This window comes from Microtetraspora glauca, assembly GCF_040656155.1.
GTDB classification, from domain to species: domain Bacteria; phylum Actinomycetota; class Actinomycetes; order Streptosporangiales; family Streptosporangiaceae; genus Microtetraspora; species Microtetraspora glauca.
Map to the genome: position 1 here is coordinate 253,014 of NZ_JBFALK010000007.1, position 21,695 is coordinate 274,708.

23 protein-coding genes and 1 pseudogene are annotated in these 21,695 nt (G+C 69.8%); 7 read left to right on the forward strand and 17 right to left on the reverse strand.

What is annotated here, in order from left to right; translation table 11 throughout:
- Positions 1 to 19: 19 nt before the first annotated feature.
- Positions 20 to 856, forward strand: a complete 837-nt coding sequence (locus AB0I59_RS15710) for an EamA family transporter (RefSeq protein WP_358133282.1) — start codon at positions 20 to 22, stop codon at positions 854 to 856.
- A gap of 43 nt (positions 857 to 899) precedes the next feature.
- Complete coding sequence (locus AB0I59_RS15715; RefSeq protein WP_061258441.1) at positions 900 to 1,547, forward strand: FMN-binding negative transcriptional regulator; 648 nt, start codon at positions 900 to 902, stop codon at positions 1,545 to 1,547.
- Between the two features lie 34 nt (positions 1,548 to 1,581).
- Here the strand turns inward: AB0I59_RS15715 and AB0I59_RS15720 are convergent, their stop codons facing one another.
- From AB0I59_RS15720 to AB0I59_RS15765, 10 genes are all read right to left on the reverse strand, one after another.
- On the reverse strand, positions 1,582 to 2,109 hold the full coding sequence (locus tag AB0I59_RS15720; protein WP_358133285.1) for an OsmC family protein: 528 nt from the start codon (positions 2,107 to 2,109) through the stop codon (positions 1,582 to 1,584).
- Entirely contained in the window at positions 2,106 to 2,726 is a 621-nt protein-coding gene (locus AB0I59_RS15725; RefSeq protein WP_358133288.1) for a VOC family protein, read from the reverse strand. The genes AB0I59_RS15720 and AB0I59_RS15725 overlap by 4 nt, the downstream gene beginning before the upstream one ends.
- Positions 2,723 to 3,274, reverse strand: coding sequence for an alkylhydroperoxidase domain protein (locus AB0I59_RS15730; protein ID WP_061258438.1), 552 nt, complete (start codon positions 3,272 to 3,274; stop codon positions 2,723 to 2,725). Before AB0I59_RS15730 ends, AB0I59_RS15725 begins: the two co-directional genes overlap by 4 nt.
- Positions 3,271 to 3,900 (reverse strand): CMD domain protein, encoded by a 630-nt coding sequence (locus tag AB0I59_RS15735; protein ID WP_358133291.1) that lies wholly within the window; start codon positions 3,898 to 3,900, stop codon positions 3,271 to 3,273. Before AB0I59_RS15735 ends, AB0I59_RS15730 begins: the two co-directional genes overlap by 4 nt.
- The gene (locus tag AB0I59_RS15740; protein WP_358133294.1) at positions 3,897 to 4,886 is read right to left on the reverse strand and encodes a putative FMN-dependent luciferase-like monooxygenase; all 990 of its coding nucleotides are present in this window, start codon (positions 4,884 to 4,886) and stop codon (positions 3,897 to 3,899) included. The genes AB0I59_RS15735 and AB0I59_RS15740 overlap by 4 nt, the downstream gene beginning before the upstream one ends.
- Positions 4,883 to 6,412 carry a dipeptide ABC transporter ATP-binding protein gene (locus AB0I59_RS15745; RefSeq protein ID WP_358133297.1) on the reverse strand — a complete coding sequence of 510 codons (1,530 nt, stop codon included), beginning with the start codon at positions 6,410 to 6,412 and terminating at the stop codon, positions 4,883 to 4,885. Before AB0I59_RS15745 ends, AB0I59_RS15740 begins: the two co-directional genes overlap by 4 nt.
- Positions 6,409 to 7,176, reverse strand: a complete 768-nt coding sequence (locus AB0I59_RS15750; RefSeq protein WP_082777246.1) for an ABC transporter permease — start codon at positions 7,174 to 7,176, stop codon at positions 6,409 to 6,411. The genes AB0I59_RS15745 and AB0I59_RS15750 overlap by 4 nt, the downstream gene beginning before the upstream one ends.
- A complete protein-coding gene (locus AB0I59_RS15755; protein WP_358133301.1) occupies positions 7,173 to 8,078 on the reverse strand; it encodes an ABC transporter permease in 906 nt (301 codons plus the stop codon). The genes AB0I59_RS15750 and AB0I59_RS15755 overlap by 4 nt, the downstream gene beginning before the upstream one ends.
- Positions 8,075 to 9,706 carry a TIGR04028 family ABC transporter substrate-binding protein gene (locus AB0I59_RS15760; RefSeq protein WP_061258433.1) on the reverse strand — a complete coding sequence of 544 codons (1,632 nt, stop codon included), beginning with the start codon at positions 9,704 to 9,706 and terminating at the stop codon, positions 8,075 to 8,077. Before AB0I59_RS15760 ends, AB0I59_RS15755 begins: the two co-directional genes overlap by 4 nt.
- A 127-nt stretch (positions 9,707 to 9,833) precedes the next feature.
- Positions 9,834 to 10,001, reverse strand: a complete 168-nt coding sequence (locus AB0I59_RS15765; RefSeq protein ID WP_358133305.1) for a hypothetical protein — start codon at positions 9,999 to 10,001, stop codon at positions 9,834 to 9,836.
- Positions 10,002 to 10,208: 207 nt separating this feature from the next.
- Here AB0I59_RS15765 and AB0I59_RS15770 point away from each other — a divergent pair, with 207 nt between their 5' ends.
- Entirely contained in the window at positions 10,209 to 11,216 is a 1,008-nt protein-coding gene (locus AB0I59_RS15770; protein ID WP_358133308.1) for an RNA polymerase subunit sigma-70, read from the forward strand.
- Positions 11,217 to 11,542: 326 nt separating this feature from the next.
- Here AB0I59_RS15770 and AB0I59_RS15775 read toward each other — a convergent pair whose 3' ends face one another.
- From AB0I59_RS15775 to AB0I59_RS15795, 5 genes and pseudogenes are all read right to left on the reverse strand, one after another.
- Entirely contained in the window at positions 11,543 to 12,106 is a 564-nt protein-coding gene (locus AB0I59_RS15775) for a dihydrofolate reductase family protein (protein WP_358133311.1), read from the reverse strand.
- A 155-nt stretch (positions 12,107 to 12,261) separates the two neighbouring features.
- Positions 12,262 to 12,816: pseudogene (locus AB0I59_RS15780) on the reverse strand (Tn3 family transposase); the annotation flags it as partial.
- Complete coding sequence (locus tag AB0I59_RS15785; RefSeq protein WP_358133313.1) at positions 12,717 to 13,133, reverse strand: Tn3 family transposase; 417 nt, start codon at positions 13,131 to 13,133, stop codon at positions 12,717 to 12,719. The pseudogene AB0I59_RS15780 and the gene AB0I59_RS15785, both read right to left, overlap by 100 nt.
- A gap of 176 nt (positions 13,134 to 13,309) precedes the next feature.
- Positions 13,310 to 13,702, reverse strand: coding sequence for a hypothetical protein (locus AB0I59_RS15790; RefSeq protein WP_061258429.1), 393 nt, complete (start codon positions 13,700 to 13,702; stop codon positions 13,310 to 13,312).
- Between the two features lie 128 nt (positions 13,703 to 13,830).
- The gene (locus AB0I59_RS15795) at positions 13,831 to 14,235 is read right to left on the reverse strand and encodes a hypothetical protein (protein WP_358133316.1); all 405 of its coding nucleotides are present in this window, start codon (positions 14,233 to 14,235) and stop codon (positions 13,831 to 13,833) included.
- A gap of 349 nt (positions 14,236 to 14,584) precedes the next feature.
- Here AB0I59_RS15795 and AB0I59_RS15800 point away from each other — a divergent pair, with 349 nt between their 5' ends.
- A complete protein-coding gene (locus AB0I59_RS15800; protein ID WP_061258428.1) occupies positions 14,585 to 15,133 on the forward strand; it encodes a GNAT family N-acetyltransferase in 549 nt (182 codons plus the stop codon).
- Positions 15,134 to 15,400: 267 nt separating this feature from the next.
- Positions 15,401 to 16,057 carry a TetR/AcrR family transcriptional regulator gene (locus AB0I59_RS15805; protein ID WP_358133319.1) on the forward strand — a complete coding sequence of 219 codons (657 nt, stop codon included), beginning with the start codon at positions 15,401 to 15,403 and terminating at the stop codon, positions 16,055 to 16,057.
- 389 nt (positions 16,058 to 16,446) lie between these two features.
- Here AB0I59_RS15805 and AB0I59_RS15810 read toward each other — a convergent pair whose 3' ends face one another.
- Entirely contained in the window at positions 16,447 to 17,280 is an 834-nt protein-coding gene (locus tag AB0I59_RS15810) for a helix-turn-helix transcriptional regulator (RefSeq protein ID WP_061258426.1), read from the reverse strand.
- Positions 17,281 to 17,364: 84 nt separating this feature from the next.
- Here AB0I59_RS15810 and ilvD point away from each other — a divergent pair, with 84 nt between their 5' ends.
- Complete coding sequence (gene ilvD / locus AB0I59_RS15815) at positions 17,365 to 19,212, forward strand: dihydroxy-acid dehydratase (RefSeq protein WP_358133322.1); 1,848 nt, start codon at positions 17,365 to 17,367, stop codon at positions 19,210 to 19,212.
- A 123-nt stretch (positions 19,213 to 19,335) separates the two neighbouring features.
- On the opposite strand, the gene AB0I59_RS15820 is transcribed toward ilvD, so the two are convergent.
- Positions 19,336 to 20,190, reverse strand: a complete 855-nt coding sequence (locus tag AB0I59_RS15820; protein ID WP_358133325.1) for a MarR family winged helix-turn-helix transcriptional regulator — start codon at positions 20,188 to 20,190, stop codon at positions 19,336 to 19,338.
- A gap of 363 nt (positions 20,191 to 20,553) precedes the next feature.
- On the opposite strand from AB0I59_RS15820, the gene AB0I59_RS15825 reads away from it, so the two are divergent.
- A complete protein-coding gene (locus AB0I59_RS15825; RefSeq protein WP_061258423.1) occupies positions 20,554 to 21,663 on the forward strand; it encodes an epoxide hydrolase family protein in 1,110 nt (369 codons plus the stop codon).
- Positions 21,664 to 21,695: the final 32 nt, after the last annotated feature.

Sequence of the window (21,695 nt, forward strand, 5' to 3'; positions counted from 1 at the left end):
GAATAGTAAGGGATGTGCCGTGATCGCTCTGCTGCTGGCCCTGGGCAGCTCACTCGCTTACGGGTGCGCCGATTTCCTCGGCGGCCTTGGCGCTCGCAAGGCCCATGTCCTGCGTACCGTGATGATCGCGGCCCCGGCCAGTCTCGCGGTCGAGCTGCTGCTGTGGCCGGTGCTCGGAGCCTCGTTCAGCCCTGCGACGCTTGGCTGGGGTGCAGCCTCGGGGGTCGCCTCGGCCACCGCGTTCGCCCTGCTCTACCGCACTCTGGCGATCGGCCCGATGAACGTGTTGTCGCCCGTGACCGCGCTGGTGTCCGCCGCGCTGCCCGTCGGTGTGGGTCTGCTGCAGGGCGAGCACCTGGCCGCCGCCGGACTGGTGGGTCTACCGCTCGCGCTGGTGGCGGTGGTGCTGGTCAGCGCCGGACACGGCGCGGGCTCGGCGCGCCCCTCCCGTGCTGCGCTGCTGCTGGCATTGGGTGCGGGCGCCGCAATCGCCCTTCAGCTGATCTGTTTGCACCAGGCGCCGTCCGACAGCGGGGTGGCTCCGCTGATCGTGGGCCGGGCGGTCTCCTCGGCGGTCACCCTGGCCGCGGCGGGGCTGATGCACCGCAAGCTCGGCTCCGAGCGGCCCGCGTACGCGATGTCGGCAGCCGCGGGTGTGCTGGACTCCGTGGCGAACCTGCTGTTCCTGCTCGCAGCTCGCGGCGGGGACCTCGCCGTCGTCGCCGTGATCACCGCCCTCTACCCGGCCGGCACGGTTCTGCTCGCGCGCGGCGTGCTCGCCGAACGCATCCACGGCAGCCAGCTCGTCGGCCTGGGCACCGCCGCCATCGCCGTCAGCCTTCTCGCCCTGGCCTGAGCAAGCCCGCAGCCCACCCCACCACCGAACCAAGGAGAACAGCATGTTCATCCAGCCCTGGGACGCCAGCCTGGACAAAACCGAATGGCAGACCTGGATCGCCGAAGGCCATGACTTCGGGCAGCTGAGCGTCAACGGCCTCCCCGGCGACCCGCCCATCGTCGTCCCCACCCACTTCACCTGCGACGGAGACCACCTCCTCGTCCACCTCGCCCGCCCCAACCCGGTCTGGAAGGCGATCGAGCACGACCCGAACGTCGTGTTCACCGTCATCGGCGACTACGCCTTCATCCCCGGCCCCTGGCGCGCCATGGTGGGGACCCCGCCCCACGACGGGGTCCCCACCAGCTACTACACGGCCGTCCAGTTCACCTGCCGCGCCGGCATCGTCGACGATCCCGAGGGCAAGGCGGAGCTGCTGCGCCGCCAGCTCGCCCACTTCCAGCCCGACGGCGACCACGCCCCCGTCGCCGTCGACCAGCCCCCCTACGGCCGGATGCTGCCCGGCATCCGCGGCCTGCGCATGGAGGTCATCGACGTACTGGCCAAATTCAAATACGACGACCACAAGCCCGTCGAGCACCGCGCCGCCGTCGCCGACCAGCTCACCGTACGCGGCCAGGGCCTCGACGTGCCCACCGCGCGCCAGCAGCGCCGCCGCCTGGACCGCATCGGCCCCTGGAAGCCCTGACCCCACCGTCCGCCCGCATGCGGGGGCGCTCGGCTCAGGCGCCGACCCGGACGATCGTGCCCGTGATGTCCTGCGGGTTCCGGATGAGGTTGAGGATGGGGCAGACCCGCTCGACCTCGGCGTGCAGCCTGGCGAGTTCCTCGTCCGAGGCGGGCGAGTCCAGGTGGACCTCGTAGCGGAAGTTTTGCGGATAGACCGGGATGTCGGTGGTGTCCGGCGACTGGGCGCGCGGGTCGTACTCGGCCCGCACGTCCACCGACAGCGCGTCGACCGGCACCTCGAGCTCGGCGGCCTTGATCAGGAAGATGTGCGTCACGCAGCTGCCCAGGACGCCCGCCTGCAGCTCGGGTGAACCCGGCCCCAGGTCGTACCCGGCGAAGTCGGGCCCGCTGTCGCTGAGGATCTGGAAGTCACGGATCCTGATCCGCCGTACGCCGCTGCGGCCTTCGGCGGTCACGGTCGCGCGCAGCGGCACGGGACCGCCGCCGCTCTCCGCCGAGGCGGCCCGGCGGGCGAGGAGCGCGGCGCGCTTCTGGGCGAGATATTCGCGAAGGGAGCTCATGCGAGCGTCACCTGTCCTTCCGGGGTGTCAAGTACGGCACGCAGTCCGGGGGCCGGGCCCCGCTCGACCGTGACCGTGACCCCCAAGGCGTCCAGGGGTCCGCGCGCCGACGGGGGATCGGGGTGGATCACGGTGAAGGAGGCCAGGGAGAGTGCCGGGATGCCCGAGGCCGATGGGTGCGTGGTGCTCCCCCAGTCGATGAGGAAGGGCGTGGTCCGAACGGCGGCCGGGTCGTCGCGCCTGGTCAGCCGCCATTCGAGGAGCGTGCCGTCGGGCGTGCGCCGCGAGAGCGGCTCGATGGAGCCGGGATCGTAACCGGCCTCGCGTGCCCGCCGTACGGAGGCGTCGATGTCACCAGCACGGACGGCCCACGCGGCGAGCGTGGGCTCGGTCAGCGACTCCAGGCCGAAGGCGCGCGGCCGGGTGCCGGGCCTGGACGGGTCGGGGCCGATGATCTCCAGGTAGGCGCCGTCTCCGAGGCCGACGAGGTAGTTGGCCGTGCCGCCGGGGTGCGCGCCGCCCGCGGAGGGGACGACGCCGGTCAGAGCGGCGAAGGCCGCCACCCCGGCCTGAAGGTCGGGGACGGCGTACACGAGGTGGTCCAGTGCGATAGTCACGCGGGTTCTCCCAGGGAAAGCATGAGCCGGTTGGCCCAGTTGAAGAAGGCGGCGGCGTGGATCACGTCGCTGATCTCCAGGTCGTCGAGCCCGGCGGCGCGCAGGGCCGCCAGGTGGTCGGCGCCGAGCGCGCCGGGGGTGGCGGTCAGCGCCACCGAGGCGTCGATGATCGCTCGCCACCGCTCGTTCTGCGGTGCGGCGACGCCGTCGTCGAGCAGCCGCCGCACGTCGTCCGGGCGCTTGGAGTAGTGCGCGGCGAAGCGGGCGTGCACAGAGGCGCAGAAGACGCAGCCGTTGTGCCGCGAGGTCGCGGTCGCGGCCAGCTCCCGCTCGGCGCGGGGCAGGCCTCCGTCGGCGTTGTAGAAGATGTCGTTGTCGGTCGTGGTCCGCGCGTGCAGCACGCGCGGGTCGAGCGCCAGCAGCCGGAAGTACGGCGAGGCCGCGCGCGCCCGGTCGACGAGGGCGTCGTGGTGGGCATCGGTCAGCTCGTCCTCGGCCGGCGGCTCCAGCCAGGGTTCCCAGCCGAGCTTGTCCTGGGTGAACTTCATCGGTCGGCTCCTAGGAGACGCAGACCCGCGACCACGCGGACCTGGAAGGTGAGAAAGGCGACGAGCTGCGAGATCGTCACCACGCCCGTGGTGGTCCAGCCGGCGTCGAGGAGCCTCTTGAGCGCGTCGCGGCTCGATTCGCGGGGGCGGAAGACCAGCAGGTGGGCGTGGTCGAGGGCGGCGGCGAGGCGCTCGCCGAGCGCCTCGCGCCGCCCCGCCCGGTAGGCCGGGCCGATCAGGCTCTCCTGGGCGAGCGACGGCTCGTCGTAGACGCCGTACGGGCCGACGGTCCGGCTCGCCTCGATCTCGCGCTCGATGGTCGTACGCAGGTCGGGGGCGTGCTCGGCCAGCCGGTCGGCGTAGTGGCGAGCGACGGCGGGGTCCTGGTGGAGTCCGGCGACGAAGGCGGCCAGGGCGACGCGCTCGACCAGGGTCACCTCCTGCTCCGAGTCGGGGGCGAACAGCGCCTCGTAGGCGCGCTGGGCGTGTTCGCGGGCCTCGGGACGCCGGTCGCGCAGCAGGTCCAGGCGGGATCCCGGCCGGATCCCGGCCAGCGTGTCGATGACGTCGACGGTCGGGTCGGTGGTCGTGCCGGCGCTTACGTCGGCGCTTGTGTCGGCGGTCATGCGGTGTTTCCTTCCAATATCGCCTCCAGTGCGGGAGCCACCTCGGTCGCGAGCAGCTCGATGGAGCGCAGGATCAGCTCGTGCGGCGGGTCGATGGAGTGCACCTGGAAGACCAGGTCGGTGGCACGTTCCAGCGTCGGGTCCGCCCTCAGGCTGGCGATGACGTCCTCGGGGGTGCCGACGTGGGCGTCCCAGGTGGCGATCAGATCGTCGACACCGCCGCCGTCCGGCTGCTGCCGCGGACCCGGCCTGGACAGGCCCTCGGCGGCCCAATGCAGCGCCTCCTCGCGGGTGTCGGCGACGAACGCGGTGCGCGAGACCATGATCCGGGGCGCGACGCCGGAGGGCAGGTTGGCGTAGTAGGCGTCCACGATGGGCTTCTGGATCTCGGCCAGCGTGGCGTGCCGCGCCCCCTCGGGCCTGGGCTGGGTGCGCGAGAGCATCAGCCCGTTGCCCGCCCGCCCGGCGCGCTCGCCGCCGGCGACGGAGAACGTGGCCTCCCAGATGGCGTCGGCCAGCGTCGGCGCGGCCGGGTAGAGGTGGTTGCCGCCGCCCAGGTCCTTGCCCGACCACGCGTCCACGAGCACCTGGAGGTGGTCGGCGTAGATGGAGCCGCGCCGGGCCGGGTCCTTGCCGAAGGCGGGGAACGACGCGGGCGTGCCGCCGCCGCCAACGCCGACCTCCAGCCGCCCGCCGGACAGCAGGTCGAGCACGGCGGCGTCCTCGGCCACGCGCACCGGGTGCTCGAGCGGCAGGGTGATGATGCCGGTGCCGAGCCTGATCCGGCTGGTGCGCGCGGCCACGTGGCTGAGGAAGACCAGCGGCGCGGGCAGGCCGCCCTCATCACCGTCGAAGTGGTGCTGGGCCACCCAGGCGGTGTCGAAGCCGAGGCGTTCGGCGTGCTGGATCTGCTCGACGGCCAGCCGGTAGCGCTCGCCGGGCGGGGCGTCGTCGAGCACCCGGGTGAAGAAGCCGATCCGGGTCATCGCACCGGCTCCGCCACGGCGGCGAGCAGCTCGCGGGTGTACTCCTCCCGCGGACTGTCGAAGATCTGGTGCGTCGTCCCTGATTCCACAATGCGTCCTTTGTTCATGACGGAAACGGTGTGCGATATCTGCCGCACGACGGCGAGGTCGTGGGAGATGAAGAGATAGGTGAGTCCGAGGTCGCGCTGGAGCTCCTCCAGCAGCGTCAGGATCTGCGCCTGCACGGTCACGTCCAGCGCGGACACGGCCTCGTCGAGCACGACCACCTCGGGTTCGACGGCGAGCGCGCGGGCGATAGCCACCCGCTGGCGCTGCCCGCCGGACAGCTCCCCGGGCCGGCGCTCGAGCAGCGTCTCGGGCAGAGCGACGCGCTCCAGCAGCTCCTTCACCCTGGCACGGCGGGCGGCCCGGTCGCCGAGGCGGAAGTTGCGCAGCGGCTCCTCCACGATCCCGGCGACCGCCTGGCGGGGATCGAGGGAGCCGTAGGGGTTCTGGTAGACGAGCTGCACCCTGCGCCGGAAATCGCGCGGGCTCACCGGGTCGCCGCCTATCACGACCTCGCCCGACGTGGCCCCGGTGAAGCGGGTCACGATGCGCGCCGTCGTGGTCTTGCCCGAGCCCGACTCGCCTACCAGGGCGTGCGTACTGCCCCGCAGCACCTCGAAGGAGACGCCGTCGACGGCGCGGAAGGAGCCGAACTCCTTGACGAGGTCGCGTACGACGATGGCGGGCTCGGCCGACGTGTCCACCGACTTGAACTCGCGTGCGGTCAGCGCCGGGGCGTCCTCGAAGAGCCGGCGCGTGTACGGCGCGGCGGGCGCGGCGAGCACCTCGCGGACGCCGCCCGACTCCTCGATCAGGCCGTCCTTCATCACGACCAGGCGGTCGGAACGCGCGGCCGCCACGCCCAGGTCGTGGGTGACCAGGAGGACCGCCGTGCCGTACTCCTTTCTGAGGTCGTCGATGAGGTCGAGGATGCGACGCTGGACGGTGACGTCCAGGGCGCTGGTCGGCTCGTCGGCGATGATCAGGCTGGGGCGCAGGGCGATCGCGATGGCGATGAGCACGCGCTGGCGCATGCCGCCGGAGAGTTCGTGCGGGTACTGGCCGGCGCGGCGCTCGGGGTCGTCGAGGCCGACGCGGGTGAGCAGCTCGATCACCCGCCGCCTGATGCCCGCTCTGTCGCCATATTTGTGGATCTTGAGGATCTCGCCGATCTGCTGACCGATCTTCATGACCGGGTTCAGCGAGTTCGACGGGTCCTGGGGGACCAGGCCGATCCGGTGCCCCCGGATCGACCGCAGGCGGCGCTGCGACCAGCCCGCGATGTCGACGCCGTTGAGCAGGACCTTGCCCGACGACGCCGGGTGCAGGCCGATGATCGCGTTGGCCGTCGTGGTCTTGCCGGAACCCGACTCGCCGACCACGGCGACGACCTCTCCCTGCTCGACCGTGAACGAGACGCCCTTGACCGCGACCTGTCGGCCGTACGCGACCGTGAGATCCCGGACGTCGAGGAGGCTCATCTGATCTCCTTCGAGATGCGACCGGCGGCGAGAACCACGGCGACGACGACCGCGCCGGGGAGTGTGGTGAGCCACCACGAGGTGGCCAGGTAGTTGCGGCCCTCGGCGATGAGCAGCCCCCACTCGGGCGTCGGCGGCTCGGCTCCATAGCCGAGGAAGCCGAGCGTGGAGATCGCCAGGATCGCCACGCCGAACTGCAGTGCCGACAGCGCGATGACCGGGCCGAGGGAGTTCGGCAGTACGTGCCGCACGAGCACGCCGGCGAAGGTGCCGCCGCTGCCGAACGCGGCCTCGACATAGTCGGTGCGGCGCACCCGGACCACCTCGGCCCTGGCCAGGCGGGCGAAGGAGGCGACGGAGCCGACGCCCACCGCGATCGCCACGTTCACCGTGCCGGGCCCGAGCAGGATGATCATCGTGAGCGCCAGCAGCAGCCCCGGCACCGACAGCAGCACGTCCATGATCCGCATTACGGTCTCGTCGACCACCCCGCGCACCGACCCGGCGATCAGGCCGAGCAGCGTGCCGAGCAGCAGGCCGACGGCGACCGCGACGAGCGCGCCCGAGAGCGACTGGACCGATCCATGCACCACTCGCGCGAACAGGTCGCGCCCCACGGCGTCGGTACCGAACAGATGCGCGGCGCTCGGCTCCTGGAGCTTCTCGGCCGGGACCCCGGCCAGCGGGTCGTACCCGGTGAACAGCGACGGCACGGCGGCCCAGAGCACCACCAGGGCGATGACCGCCCACGACAGCCACCTCATGTCGCCAACCTCGGGTCGAGCACCGGGAACAGCACGTCGACCAGCAGGTTGACCACGACGAAGACGGTCGCGGCCAGCACCACCACGGCCAGGAGCACCGGAGTGTCCTGAGCGTTGACCGCCTGCTCGGTGAGGCGGCCGATGCCGCCCCGGCCGAAGACGGTCTCGGTGACCACGGACCCGGCGATCAGCTCGCCGAACACCAGGCCCGCCACGGTCAGCGTCGGCGGCAGCGCGTTGCGCGCGACGTGCCGCCACAGGATCCAGGAGCGCGAGGCGCCCTTGGCCGCCACCACCGGAACGAACGGCTGGGTGAGCACCTGGTCGATGCTGCGCGCGAGCACCTGCGCGATCGGCGCGGAGATCGGCACGGCCAGCGTGAGCACCGGCAGCACGAGCTGCTGGAGCTCGGTGCCGCCGATGACCGGGACCAGCCGGAGCCGGAACGAGAAGATCTGGATGAGCAGGATGCCGAGCCAGAACGCCGGGACCGAGATGAACAGGGCGGGCACCGCCAGCAGCAGGCCGCGCAGCCTGCCGCTGTACGCGGAGCCGAAGGCGATCAGCACGGCCAGCAGCACCGCCAGCACGAAGGCGCAGGTGGCCAGCTTGGCCGTCTCCGGCAGTCCCTCGGCCAGCCGCTCGACGACCGGGGTGCCGGTGTCGACCGAGTAGCCGAAGTCGCCGTGGAGGAAGCCGAGCACGGTGTGCAGGTAGCCGCCCGCGTCGTAGTACTCGCGGATCTCGGCGATCTGCTCCGGCGACAGCCCGAGTTCGGGGTTCTGGAACTTGATCAGGATGGAGTCGCCGGGCAGGGCCTGGAGCAGGATGTACGCCGCGGTGAAGGCGGCCCACAGGACAAGCAGTGCCTGTCCTGCCCTTTTGAGCAGATATTTCGTCACTTACTGAGCCAGACAGAGTAGAAGCTTGGCCGGCCGACCGCCTCGAAGGCCGCCCCGTGGACGTACGGCGCGATGCCGTAGACCTGGGGCTCCTCGAAGAGCGGGATGGCGTACCCCTGGTCGATGACGTACCGCTGGATCTCGGCCACCTTCTCGTTCCGCTTGGTCTCGTCGGCGAGGGCCGACTCCTCCTCAAGGAGCTGGTCGAGCTTCTTGTCGTTGGAGAGGATCACGTCGCGGTTCTTCGTGTGGAAGTGGCTCTTGATCACGTCCTGGTCGGCGCGGCCGACCATCGAGTGGTTCACCGCCGTCTTCTCGGCGTTCTTGATGTCCACGGCCTGGGTGCCCGCGTCGGCGGGGCGGATCTCGAGCTTCACGCCGATCTTGGTCCACTGCTGGGCGATGAGCTCCAGGGTCTGCTTGGACAGCGGCTGCGGGCCGGCGACGAAGACGCCGAGCTGCAGCTTGACGCCGTCCTTCTCCCGGATGCCGTCGGCGCCGCGCGTCCATCCGGCCTCGTCGAGCAGCTTGTCGGCCGTGCCGGGGTCGTAGGCGAGCTTGTCCGACAGGTCGACGTATCCGGCCGCCAGATGGCTGAGAACCGAGGTCGCCACGGGATAGTTGTCGGTGAAGAGGGTGGTCACCACCTCCTTGGCGTCGGTCCCTGCCTGCAGCGCCTTCCTGACCCTGATGTCCTTCAGGATGCTGTTGGCGGGGCGCAGGTAGAGGCCGTTGTTGACGCCCCGGGTGGGCTCACCCTTGACGACGAAGCCGGCGTTCTCGACCGTCGCCTCGTCGTAGGCCTGCACGTACCGGACGTAGTCGGCCTGCCCGGAGGTCAGCGCGCCCACCCGGACGTTGTCCTCCGGCGTCACGATGATCTTGATGAGGTCGAGGTAGGCCCGCCCCTGGTGCGCGGAGGAGGACGGCGCCCAGTTGTAGTCCTTGCGCGCCTGGAGGTCGATCTCCTTGTCGACGACCTGCTTGGCCACCGTGAACGGTCCCGAGCCGATGACGTTCTTCAGCTGGCACTGCTCCTCGTACGGCAGGCTGATCGTCTTCTTGGAGACCAGACCGGCGCCGATCACCGAGGTGCCCTGGAGGAACCCGGGCGACGGCTTGCTGAAGTGGAAGCGCACGGTCCTGGCGTCGATGACCTCGCTGCGCTCGTAGTTGTTGACGAACTCGGCCGGGGGCAGCTTGAGCTTGTCGTCGCCGAGGCCGTACACGTCGAAGTTGGCGGCCACGGCCTCGGCGTCGAGTGGGGTGCCGTCGCTGAACGTCACGCCGTCCCGCAGATGGAAGGTGTACTCCGTGGCGTCCTCGTTGATCTCCCACTTGGTGGCGATCCACGGCTCGACCTTGAGCGTCTCCGGATTCTGCCAGGTCAGCTTGTCGGTGAGCTGGTTGAGCACGCCGCCGTTCGGATAGAAGCCGGCCGCCGGCAGATAGAGGCAGGTGGGCGGCTGGTGTTCCAGGTAGGTGAGCGTGCCGCCGTACACGGGGTTGCCGTCGCTTTTGCCGTCGCTCTTGGCTTGGGCGCCGGTGCCGGAACCACCACAGGAGGTCAGAAGTCCTACGGCGGCGAGCATGGCCAGGGTGACGACCGCAGGTCTGAAGGAGGACATGTTCCGAACAACCCTTCGTTTTCTGGGGGACTTAGGGATAGACCATAATACCTACCTGAATTGTAGGCAAATCGACTCGGCGGGCTCGCGCCCAGCCTCCCGGGGGTCCAGGCCGTGGCCGACACCTTCATGTGGCGCGGGAGTGCCACTGGAGTGACAGGCGAGCAGTGGGTGTGATGCTGAATGCGGAGTGGATGGTCACTGGGTAGGTGGTATTCGGATCGGCCAGATAGGCGGCGTCCGGCTTGAGCAGCAGGGTCTGCTGGTCTTTCTCGTTGACCACTGTCGTGTCCACCGGACGGCTCTGCGCTGCGCGGCTCTTAGTTAGCCGTGCTGGCCCAACTCGACATCGAGGGTGTGCCCGACCCGGAGCACGTCCCCTGGATCGACCCGACCCATCCGGCCTGGCGAACGGCCCGGTGTCAGCGGCTTCACCGATCAGAAATCCTCCGCCACGTCGTCAGTTCTGTTAGCCCTCGCACCGGTGGAAGGATTGATGACCATGACCGACACCAGACCGCTGGGCGCCGACGAGGCCACGTTCATCGCGGCGGCCCGCTCAGGCGACACGGCGCGGTTCGCACTCATCACGGAGCGCTACCGGCGTGAGCTGCACGTGCACTGCTACCGGATGCTCGCGAACTACGACGACGCCCAGGACATGACGCAGGAGACGTTCCTGCGGGTGTGGAACAAGCGGGAGTCGTTCAAGGGCCACGCGGCCCTGCGGACCTGGCTGTACCGGATTGCGACGAACGCCTGCCTCGACTTCCTGGACAAGCGCAACGACCGCATACCCGTGCCTGCCGAGCTGCCTGGCGCGGGCTCGGAAGTGCACTATCTGCAGCCCTACCCGGACCTGATGCTCCCGGAGGACCCGCAGGAATCGGCGGTGGCGCGGGAGACGATCGAGCTGGCGTTCATCGTCGCCGTCCAGCACCTGCCGCCGCGGCAGCGGGCGGTGTTCATCCTGCGCGACGTCCTCGGCTGGCCGGCGTCGAAGGCCGCCGACGCCCTCGAACTGACCGTCGCATCGGTGACCAGCGCGCTGCAGCGGGCGCGCGTGACGATGCGCGAGCAGCTGCCCGACCGCCGCCTCGACTGGCGGCGCCCTGCCACGCACGAGCTGTCGGTTGACGAGCGCGACGTGGTGAAGTCGTACATCGACGCCCATGAGCGCAACGACCTCGACGGGCTGATGGCCCTGCTGCGCGACGACCTGCGCTTCACGATGCTGCCCGACCCGGGCACCGTGACCGTCACGGCCAAGGACGCGGTGGACGGCTGGGTCTCCGGTGGGCTCTTCCAGCACGGCTACGACGACTGGCGCTGCACCGCCACGACGGTCAACCGCATGCCTGCCGCCGCGCTGTACCTCCGCACCCCCGACGACCCGGAATACCGTTTGTTCACCATCGCGGTCCTGCACATCGTCAACGGCAAGATCGCCGAACTCACCGGATTCGACGCCGCCGACAAACCATGGCTGGGCCTGCCCCCGACACGGTAATCAGACAAGCCCCCGTCGTCGACAAGTCCAGCGCACGGGCCGCCGTCACCGAAGTCACCGCGGAATGAGCACCCCGACCAGCTGAACACCAACGCGACAACGCGAACACCACCGCCCCGCCGGCGTTGCCGGCGGGGCATCTTCATGCCCGAAGAACATCGTCACAATCAACGACGCCGTCGTCCCTCATCTCCAGCAAGTCGGTCAACAGCTCACTCGGAACGCAAGGAAGGGCCCGGGGAAGGTTCCCTCATAGCCGAGGGTCACGGTGAGCACGCCAGGAAGGATTTCGACCTGGCCTCACGAGCCGAGCATCTGGCCCGTGCTCATCGCCTCGTCTCGTATCGGGTCAGCACCACGCCGCCGGGAAACGTCCGCGTCTCCACCAGGTTCAGGTTCACCCAGCTGTCCAGGGCCGTGAAGAACGGCGTGCCGCCGCCCAGCAAGGCCGGTGCGGTGACCAGCACGTACTCGTCGATCAGCCCGGCCCGCATGGCCGCTGCGGCAAGTGTGGCGCCGCCGATGTCCATGGGGCCGCCGTCTTCGGCCTTGAGCCGGGTGATCTCGGTGACCGCGTCGCCGGTGACCAGGCGGGTGTTCCAGTCGACCGTGCTGGTCGTCGAGGAGAACACCACCTTCGGCATGTCCCGCCAGCGGCGGGCGTACTCGATCTCCGCCGGTGTGGCGCCGGGCTGCTGGTCGGCGGTCGGCCAGTGGGAGCTCATCGTCTCCCACAGTTTGCGCCCGTACAGCGCCAGGCCGGTCGCCCCCACCCGGTCGGACCACCACTGGAACAGCTCGTCGCTCGGTACGCTCCAGCCGAGGTCGTCGCCGGGCGCGGCGATGTAGCCGTCCAGGCTCAGGTTCATGCCGAAGATCAGTTTCCGCATCGTGCCAGCCTCCCGTGAGTCGATCTCACACGTACAGACGGGCACGGCGCGGAAACCTAATCGGTGCGCGATCTGCGTCCGCAGGTAGTCCTCGCGTTCCGGACTCGGCACGGCGTACTCGGCTGGGCTCGAGCACTACCCACCGGATCTCGACTTCACCCTCGTACGGGCAGCGGCGCACCCATGGCCAGCTCTCCCCGACCGCTGCTGCCGTCCGCCTGGACGGGAAGGCCTTCCACGGCCACCTGCAACAGAGGCTGTCTACTTTCGCAGAGGCGTAGCGGTAGCACGCGCAGCGGCCGACAGCCGGTGGGACCGAGCTGGGCGAGTTCACCTTCGATGTCGACCTCGATTGCGCCGAAGAAGTTGATGTTCTCGCTGTGCGCCGGGGAGATGTGGGCCAGGACCTCGTCGTCGATGCGGCGTCCCGCCCTGCGCATCGGCTCGACCGCGAGGCCGTAGTACTCGGTGGTCCAGGCGACCACGGCGTTGGTGGCCAGCGTCAGGCACCACGCCTGCTCGGTCTGAGCTTCGAGGTGCCGCGCTCGGATGGCGCCCTCGTGGGCGTAGAGCAGGTCTCGCTTGAGCGCGTGCAGCTAATCGCCCTTGTTCAGCTGCCGGGAGATCTTGCGCCGGTAGGCCGGGTCGGCGAGGTATCGGGCGGCGTAGATGGTGCGCCGCAGTGCCCCGTACTCCTTGAGCGCTGCGGCGAGCGCGTTCTGCCTGCCGGCCGCGGACAGCTTGCCGACCAGTAGCGAGGCGGTGGCGTGAACGAACTTGGCGAACCGGCCAGCCGGAGCAGGTCGTCGTAGTGCTCGGCGATCAGGTCAGTGTTGAGCTTGCGGGTCAGCAGCGGCCCGGTGTGCGGGAAGTCGGCCTCGACCTGCGCACGCGATCCGGCCCGGTAGAGCGTGATCTTGCCCAGATCCCGGATCCGCGGGGAGAGCTTCAACGCAGTCGCCTCGGCCGGGACGTCCTCGGCGGTCAGCGGCGAGATCACCAGATCACCGCCGTCGTCCAGACGCACCGGGCCATCCCCAGCAGCGAGGACTCCCTCCAGCTCGCCGAGCGCCTCACCCAGCTCGTCGGCGGCCGCAGCCAGCGCGCGGTCGGGGTCGGCGGGTTTGCCGACCAGCTGGCAGAACTCCGCGCGCTGGCGCGGCCTGCGTCACCGCCGACCGCAGGCGAGGCCAGCCGATCCGTTCACCTCGGATCAGGCCGCCGATCTGCTCGTCGCTGATCTGCGGGTCGGTGATGATGGCCAGCAGATCCCAGCAGCGCCTGCCGGTCTTCTCCGGCTTTGCCCCGTTCGGCCGGCGCGTCGCGCATCTTGCGTTCGGCCTTGCTCTCCCGCGCGGAGATCGCCTGGTCGAACAGCTGCACAACCTCGTCGAGCACGTCGGTCGCCGACTGCGCCAGCAGCGTCAGCAGGATCGGGTACCGGCGCTGCGGATCGCGGCGTTCCAGCGCCTGCGCGGTCAACCGCCGGCCGACCGTGGCCAGGAACCTGCGCCGCTCGGCAGGCAGCGCCGACAGGTCCAGACTGTCCGCGCCCAACGAGCGCAGGAACTCCAGCTTGGCGACCTCGGCCTTCACCGCGGCCGGGGACGCCTCCACCGGGCCGGTGGCCAGTCGAGGCCCCGCCGTTGCGGCCCGCCGGGGTGCCGAGGGCAGCCCCCGCCAGGGCGCAAACCAATCGCCGTCTGGTCGCCACTGACTGGTGTTTAGGGTATTACCACGTAAGGGCTGTAGAAGTACGCTCCATTGGTCTGGTCATGCATTCGCACCCGGCAAGACCCCTGGTTACCGACTGAGAAGACGAAACTCCTTCTCTGACCTGCCGAGATGGAGAAGGCGCCGTTATCGTCTTTCTGGAAGCCATTAATGCACATCAGGCGGAACCGCGCAGTGATTTTGGGGCCTGAGTGCTTGGCGTAGGCCGCGTCGTACCCGGCGGGAGAGCCGGAAATGCCGGTCGCGCACAGGTCACCGTTCGTCAGAGGGCTGCACTTCGTCGGGCCAAAACCAGCTGCGCCGGCCTGGGCCGCGGACGCGGAGAAGGTGGTCAGCGGCACAGCGGCGCACACTGCCGCGAGCGCAAGAGCGCTGATTCGACGACGAGTGATCATTCGTTGATCCTTTCCCAGATGGACTGTTGTTGTGCGGAACTCAGGTAATGATCACCGCCTAGCTGGGATCTTGAGAACCTATAAGGTTCCAGGGCGCTGCCAGGTCCTCGATGTACGGCAGCGCCGCCATCCAGGTCGAGGTCTGGAAACGGGAACAGGACCAAAGCCCGCGTAGCCGTCACACTGATCACATGTCAGAGATCGAGGGCGTTCCACAAGGGCACCGAGAGGCCAGGGTGCTTCTTGGCGGCCCCTCGGTATCCCTCATGTCGTCTTGAGGCCCCGTGGCTTTTGTTTGTGAGTTGTGAGAGTGCGTGTTGCTCGGCGGGAGTGCGATAGGTTGCCCGCCATGACTGAGCTCGGACCCGTTGCCTGGCCACCGGCCCCGATACGGACCGAGCGGCTCGTCCTCCGTGAGCCCGAGGCCCGGGACCGTGCGGCGATCATCGAGCTGTTCACCTCCCCAGAGGTGGGCACCTACATCGGTGGTCCTCAACCGCGTGATGAGTTCGAGCGTGCGGTGCCTGAAGTTCCCAGGCGGCGCCCCGGCCTTTTCGTGGTCGATCTGGACGGAGCGATGATCGGCATCGTCACGCTCGACCGGCGCGACGCGGAGCGTCCGGGTCACGTCCGTCCGGATGCCGCGGAGGCCGAACTCGGCTACATGTTCCTGCCGGAGGCGTGGGGATGCGGGTACGCCACCGAGGCGTGCGCGGCGGCACTCGACTGGTTCGCCGGCGCGCTTCCCAGCGAGCCGGTAGTGCTCTGTACCCAGACCGCCAACGACCGCTCGATGCGACTCGCGGCGAAGCTGGGGTTCACCGAGGTGGAGCGGTTTGAGGAGTACGGCGCCGAGCAGTGGTTCGGCGTGTGGTCCTCGGTCACGCCGTCTGGTTGAGCTCGTGCTCGGAAGGGGCGGTGTGCCGGCCGTCAGTCCTGCCACCACGCCGCGTCCAGCCCCTGCGTGAGCTGGGGGAGGATGCGCCAGGCGCCACGCAGAACGCGCCCGCCGTGAGCCCGCCTGAGTAGCCCACGATGGCCGGCGCGGCCGCCCCGGCCTGCCGGACGGAGGCGAACAGGGCCGGGCCGAGACCGGCTGAAGCGCCGGAGCGCGGTCCGATCGTCGCGAGTAGACACCGTCTACTCGTCCTCGTAGACACTGTCTATGGAAGGTGAGAGCTCCCTTCGGGAGCGGCTGATCGACGTCGGAGTGGATCTCGTGACGACCGAGGGCTCCGCGTCGCTGGGGCTGCGCGAGATCGCCCGCCGGGCGGGGGTGTCGTATGGGGCGCCGCGCCGGTATTTCCCCACGCACCATGCCCTGTTGTCAGCGATCGCCCGGCGGGGTTTCGAGGATCTCGGGGCCCGGTTCGCGGCCGCGATCGCCGACACCACATCGCCGCGAGCCCAGGTGCAGGCCGCCGCGCTGGTTTACGTCGGGTACGCGCTGGAGAACCGCGGCATGTTCGAGCTGATGTTTCGCCACGATCTGCTCGACAGCGAGCAACACGCCTCCGGCGAACGACGGCTGCGGGAGGCGACCCTCCCGCTGTTCGAGCGCATCGTCGCCCTCATCGCCCAATGCCGGGCGGAGCCGACCACCGCGCACCGGCCCGGCGCGCCGAACGAGGCCGCACCGCCGCCGGCCGTGACGGCCGCCGCCCTCTGGGCGAACCTGCACGGCATCGCCCAACTGTGGGCGTGGGGCAGCCTTCAGCTCGCCCTCGACGCCCCACCGCCAGCCGGTGCGCCTGGCAGCGACCAACTGGACCAACTCGTCGCCACGGTGCTGGACGCTCACCTGGGCCCGGTGGACTCATGACCGCGCCCGTACGGCGGCACCTCGCACTCCTGGTCAGTGTGGCCGGCGCCTCGACCTCACCGGCGCGGCCATGCTCACCTGGCACGAACGCCGCACCGCGCACCCGACCGTGCTGCACGCGGTGGCGCGGTCCGTGCCGGTGACGGCATCGATGGCGATCCTGCTGGTCACCAACGCTGGCCTGTTCGGCGCACTCTTCACGGCCACGTTCTACCTCCAGGACGTACTCCGCCTCGATGCGCTCGCCAGCGGCCTGCGCGTCCTTCCATTGACCGCGCTCATGGTCCTCGGCGCACCCGGCGGGCGCGGCGAGCCCGCCCCGGCAGGACGTCGCCCAGGCCGCCGATACGGCGGAGCCGACCTCTGTAAGCGAGGTACGGATTGGCGCTTCACCCAGGCGTGTCCCCAGGCGGGATCTCGGTGTCGGTGGGTGCGGCAGGGGTGTAGATCACCACATGCAGGTCGGGGTGGTCCGCGGGGGCCAGGCGGTGGTGTTCGTAGCGCAGGACGCCTTGAGCGGGGTGGTGGAAGACGCGCAGGCGGGAGGCGAAGCCCTCGATGTGGTGGTCTTGCCAGGCATCACGGAACGGCTTACTCGTCTGGAGGAGGCGCTGGATGACTGCGGAGCGGGCCAGGTCGCCGAGGCGGGGTCCGGCCTCGGCGCGGAATTCGGCGAGGAAGCGGCGACTGGTGGTCTCCCAGTCGGGCAGCAGGTCGCGGACGTAGGGGTCGGTGAACACCAGCCACAGCAGGTTGCGCTCGGGCGGGGCGACGGTGGCCACGTTCGGGTACAGCGCGGTGTAGGCGGTGTTCCAGCCGGTGATCGTCCAGTCGGGGGCGATGGCGTAGGCCGGGAAGCCGGCGAGCGCGTCCAGCAGTCGCCGCACGTGGCCGGGCGCCACCTGGTCGACCGGTTCGGCGGCCGAGGGCAGTGGTGTGTACCCGGCCAGGGAGAGCACGTAGGCGTGCTCGGTGGTGGTCAGGCGCAGGGTGCGGGCGAGAGCGTCCAGGACCTGGCGGGAGGGCTGGATGTCGCGGCCCTGTTCCAGCCACGTGTACCAGGTGGCGCTCACCCCGGAGAGGGTGGCGACCTCCTCTCGGCGCAGCCCGCCCCTCCGGCGGGGCCCGGCCGGGGGCAGGCCCACCGCCGTGGGATCCAGGTGTGCCCGCCTGGCGCGCAGGAAGCTGCCCAGTTCTGCCCGTCGCTCGGCCGCTGTGTTCACCCTGATAAGGGTAAATGCTGGTAGTGGGACTACTAGCAGTACGGGCGTCTTCGCCGCACGCTCGTGCGCCACGAGCATTGCGGCATGCCACAGTTGAGATCACGTACGGTCACCCATGGCCGGAACATGGCCGGGGCCCGCGCCCTGATGCGCGCCTCCGGTATCCCGGCATCCGACATCGGCACCAAGCCGGTCGTCGCGGTGGCCAACAGCTTCACCGAGTTCGTCCCGGGCCACACCCACCTGCAACCGGTGGGCCGCATCGTCTGCGAGGCCATCACGGAGGCGGGCGGGATCGCGCGCGAGTTCAACACCATCGCCATCGACGACGGCATCGCCATGGGCCATGCCGGGATGCTGTACTCGCTGCCGTCGCGGGACCTGATCGCCGACTCCATCGAGTACATGGTCCAGGCGCACTGCGCCGACGCCCTGGTGTGCGTCTCCAACTGCGACAAGATCACGCCCGGGATGCTGATGGCCTCGCTGCGGCTCGACATCCCCACCGTGTTCGTCTCCGGCGGCCCCATGGAAGGCGGACGCGCGGTGTTGACCGACGGTACGGTCCGCACCCGCCTGAACCTGATCACCGCCGTCTCTGAGGCCGTCAACCCCGCCGTGCCGGACGGCGACCTGGCCCGGATCGAGGAGGCGGCCTGCCCCACCTGCGGATCCTGCGCGGGCATGTTCACCGCCAACTCCATGAACTGCCTGCTGGAAGCGCTCGGCCTGGCCCTGCCCGGCAACGGCTCCACCCTGGCCACCCACACCGCCCGCCGGGCCCTGTACGAGCAGGCCGGCCGCACCGTGATGGAACTGGCCGCCCGCTACTACGGCAAGGACGACACCCGCGTGCTGCCCAGATCCATCGCCTCCCGCGCCGCGTTCGACAACGCCATGGCCCTGGACCTGGCCATGGGCGGCTCCACCAACACCCTGTTGCACCTGCTCGCCGCCGCCCACGAGGCCGACCTCGACTACACCCTGGCCGACATCGAGGCCCGCTCCCACCAGGTGCCGTACCTGTGCAAGGTCGCCCCCAACGGCCCGCATTTGATGGAGGACGTCCACCGCGCCGGCGGCATCCCCGCCATCCTGGGCGAACTACACCGCGCCGGACTGCTCCACAAAGACGTGCACGCCGTCCACGCCGACTCCCTCGATGAGTGGCTGGCCACCTGGGATGTCCGCGGCCCTTCCCCCTCCCGTGAGGCGATCGAATTGTTCCACGCCGCCCCAGGCGGCACCCGCTCGTCGACCGCGTTCTCCCAGTCGGCCCGCTGGGAGTCCCTCGACCGGGACGCCGCGGCCGGCTGCATCCGCGACATCGTCCACGCCCACTCGCCGGATGCGGGCCTGGCCGTCCTGCGCGGCAACCTCGCCCCCGACGGCGCTGTGGTCAAGTCCGCCGGAGTCCCGGAAGGCATGCAGATCTTCAGCGGCCGGGCGGTGGTGACCGAGTCGCAGGAGGAGGCCGCCGAAGCGATCCTGTCCGGACGCGTCACGCCGGGCACCGTCCTGGTCATCCGCTACGAGGGACCACGCGGAGGCCCCGGCATGCAGGAGATGCTGTATCCGACCGCCTACCTCAAAGGACGGGGCCTGGCCACCTCGTGCGCGGTGGTCACCGACGGCCGTTTCTCCGGCGGCAGTTCCGGCCTGTCGATCGGCCACGTCTCGCCCGAGGCAGCCGCCGGCGGCCCCCTGGCTCTCGTCCAGGAGGGCGACACCATCACTATCGACATCGCCGCCCGGCTCCTCCGCCTGCAGGTCGGAGAGCCGGATCTCGCAGCCCGGCGCGCCGACCTGGAGCAGGGCATCGGCTACCGGCCCCGCCACCGCGACCGCCCTCTTTCCACCGCGCTGCGCGCCTACGCCGCTTTGGCCCAGTCCGCTGACAAGGGCGCCGTACGCGAATTCGGGGACCGCTGAAGCCCAGCTTGTCGTTCAGGTTCCGATCTTCGCGATCGCGGTGTTCCGGACATTCCGCGTGGTGGTCGTGTGGAGCGGGGTCACGTCGTCCGTCGGGGTGTGGTGCCCTTGCGATGATGGCTGCTACGGCAAGAGCTTGGTGAGAAGGGCGCGAAGTCCTTGGGCGTCGTCCGGGCCGAGGATGCCGTCGATGTCGCGCTCTATGCTCTCCAGGGCTTCGCGCACTAGAGGGATGCGGGCGCGGCCGACGTCGGTGAGCTGCAGGGCATAGCGGCGTCGGTCGTGCGGGTCCTGGCCGCGGGACACGATGCCGGCCCGCACCAGTTCCTCGATGAGCGATGCGGTGGCCGGTTCGGTCAGGTGCAGGTAGCGGGCCACTTGCTCTTGCGGGCAGGGGCCGAGCCGGTCCAGGGCGGGCAGCAAGGCGAAGTGGCGGGTGCGCAGGCCGTACGCCGCGAGACGATGATCCCCAAGACGGCGCAGCCGGTAGTGGGCCTGGGCGATCAGGTGCTCGATGCTGTGGATGGCGGATGGCCCGTCGTCTGCGACGAGCCTGGTCAGCAGCGCGGTGAGGCGCTGCCGTTCGGGCTCGGTGAGCGCGCCGGCGAGCCGGGCGTCGCGGTCGGCGACGGCCTGGCGCATGCCGTCCAGGGCGGTCCGGCCCGCCTCGGTCAGCGACAGCACGTAGGTGCGGCGGTTGGCCGGGTTGCGGGTGCGCACGACATGGCCCGCCTCCTGGAGCCGGTCGAGCAATCTGACCATGATCGTGCGGTTGATGCCGAGCCGGTGGGCCAGGTCCTGCTGTGAGGGGGCGTCTTCGTCGGCGAGGATGTCGAGCACCACGAACTCGCGCGACTGCGGGCCGTCCTGCACGGCATGAGCGGTGACGGCGGTGAACACGCGGCGCATCAGGTGGCCGGTGGTCGCATGCAGCGGTCCGGATTCATCGTCGACGACGTTCCTCACCTGCTCGGGCACGCGCCTCACCTCCCGGCATGATGCTAGCAGGAGATCATTGCATGGGTGACAGTTGTATTGGCATTAGTTGGGATGTTGACAGTTGTAGAAGTGCGGACCTAAAGTCCAGGACAACTCATCGAAGGGTGCAACGATCATGCATACGGTCGCCGTCATCGACTCCCATCTCGCCTACACGCGGACCGGGCCGGGCTAGTCGCCAGTGGTGTTCCCGCACGGGAGCCGGCCGGTTCTCCCACGAGCTCACCGAGACTTTCACTCCGGCCGCAGGCCACTCGGGCCGCGTGCAGATCCATGTCAAGGCCCATCGCAGCTCGTCGTCCGAACATTTGGGCGCCGAATGAATCCCCCTGGAGTTAGACCATGATCAAGCCGTTCCGCATCGACATCCCCCAAGCCGACCTCGACGACCTGACCGACCGGCTCTCCCGCACCCGCTGGCCCAACGAGGTCGCCGACGCCGGGTGGGACTACGGCTTCCCGCTGGCGCGGCTCAAGGAGCTGGTCGAATACTGGCGCACCGGCTACGACTGGCGCGAACACGAGGCCAAGCTCAACGAGCTTCCGCACTTCACCACCGAGATCGAGGGCCAGAACATCCACTTCGTCCACGTCCGGTCTTCTAAGCCGGACGCGCTCGCGCTGATCCTCACCCACGGCTGGCCCGGTTCGTTCCTGGAGTTCCTCGACGTGATCGAGCCGCTGTCGCGCGACTTCCACCTGGTGATTCCGTCCATCCCGGGTTACGGCTTCTCCGGGCCGACCCACGAGCGCGGCTGGGATATCGCCCGGGTCGCGCGGGCCTGGGCTGAGCTGATGCGCCGTCTCGGGTACGAGCGCTATGGCGCGCAGGGCGGCGACTTCGGCTCGGGCATCTCAACGGCGCTCGGCGCGGTGGCACCCGAGCAGGTCGTCGGGGTACACGTCAACTACCTGCCGACCCGGCCGGTCCCGGACGCGGACATCGAACTGTCCGAAACGGATGAAGCTCGGCTGGACAAGGTCAGGCAGCTGATGGCGAATCGTCCGCCGTACCAGGCTCTGCAGGCCCTCACCCCGCAGACCATCGGCTACGCGCTGACCGACTCGCCGGTCGGCCAGCTGGTCTGGATCGCCGAGCGCTTCGCGCAGTGGACCGACCCTCGCTCGCAGATCAGCGACGACCGGATGCTCACCGACATCTCGCTGTACTGGCTGACCGCCACCGCGGCGTCCTCGGCACGGCTGCACCACGATGCTCCGCGGGGGCGGCCCGCGCCGTGCCCGGTACCGGTCGGCGTGGCGGTGTTCGCGCACGACATCACGCTGTCGGTGCGACCGCTGGCTGAACGGCTGTACGACATCAGGCACTGGTCGGAGTTCGAGCGCGGCGGCCACTTCGCCGCGATGGAGGTGCCGGAGTTGCTCGCCGAGGACGTCCGGGAGTTCTTCCTTACCCACATCACGTACGACCAGCGGGTCGCCACCCGTTAGGAGACTCTGCTGGAGAACGCGTCCTCAGCCGG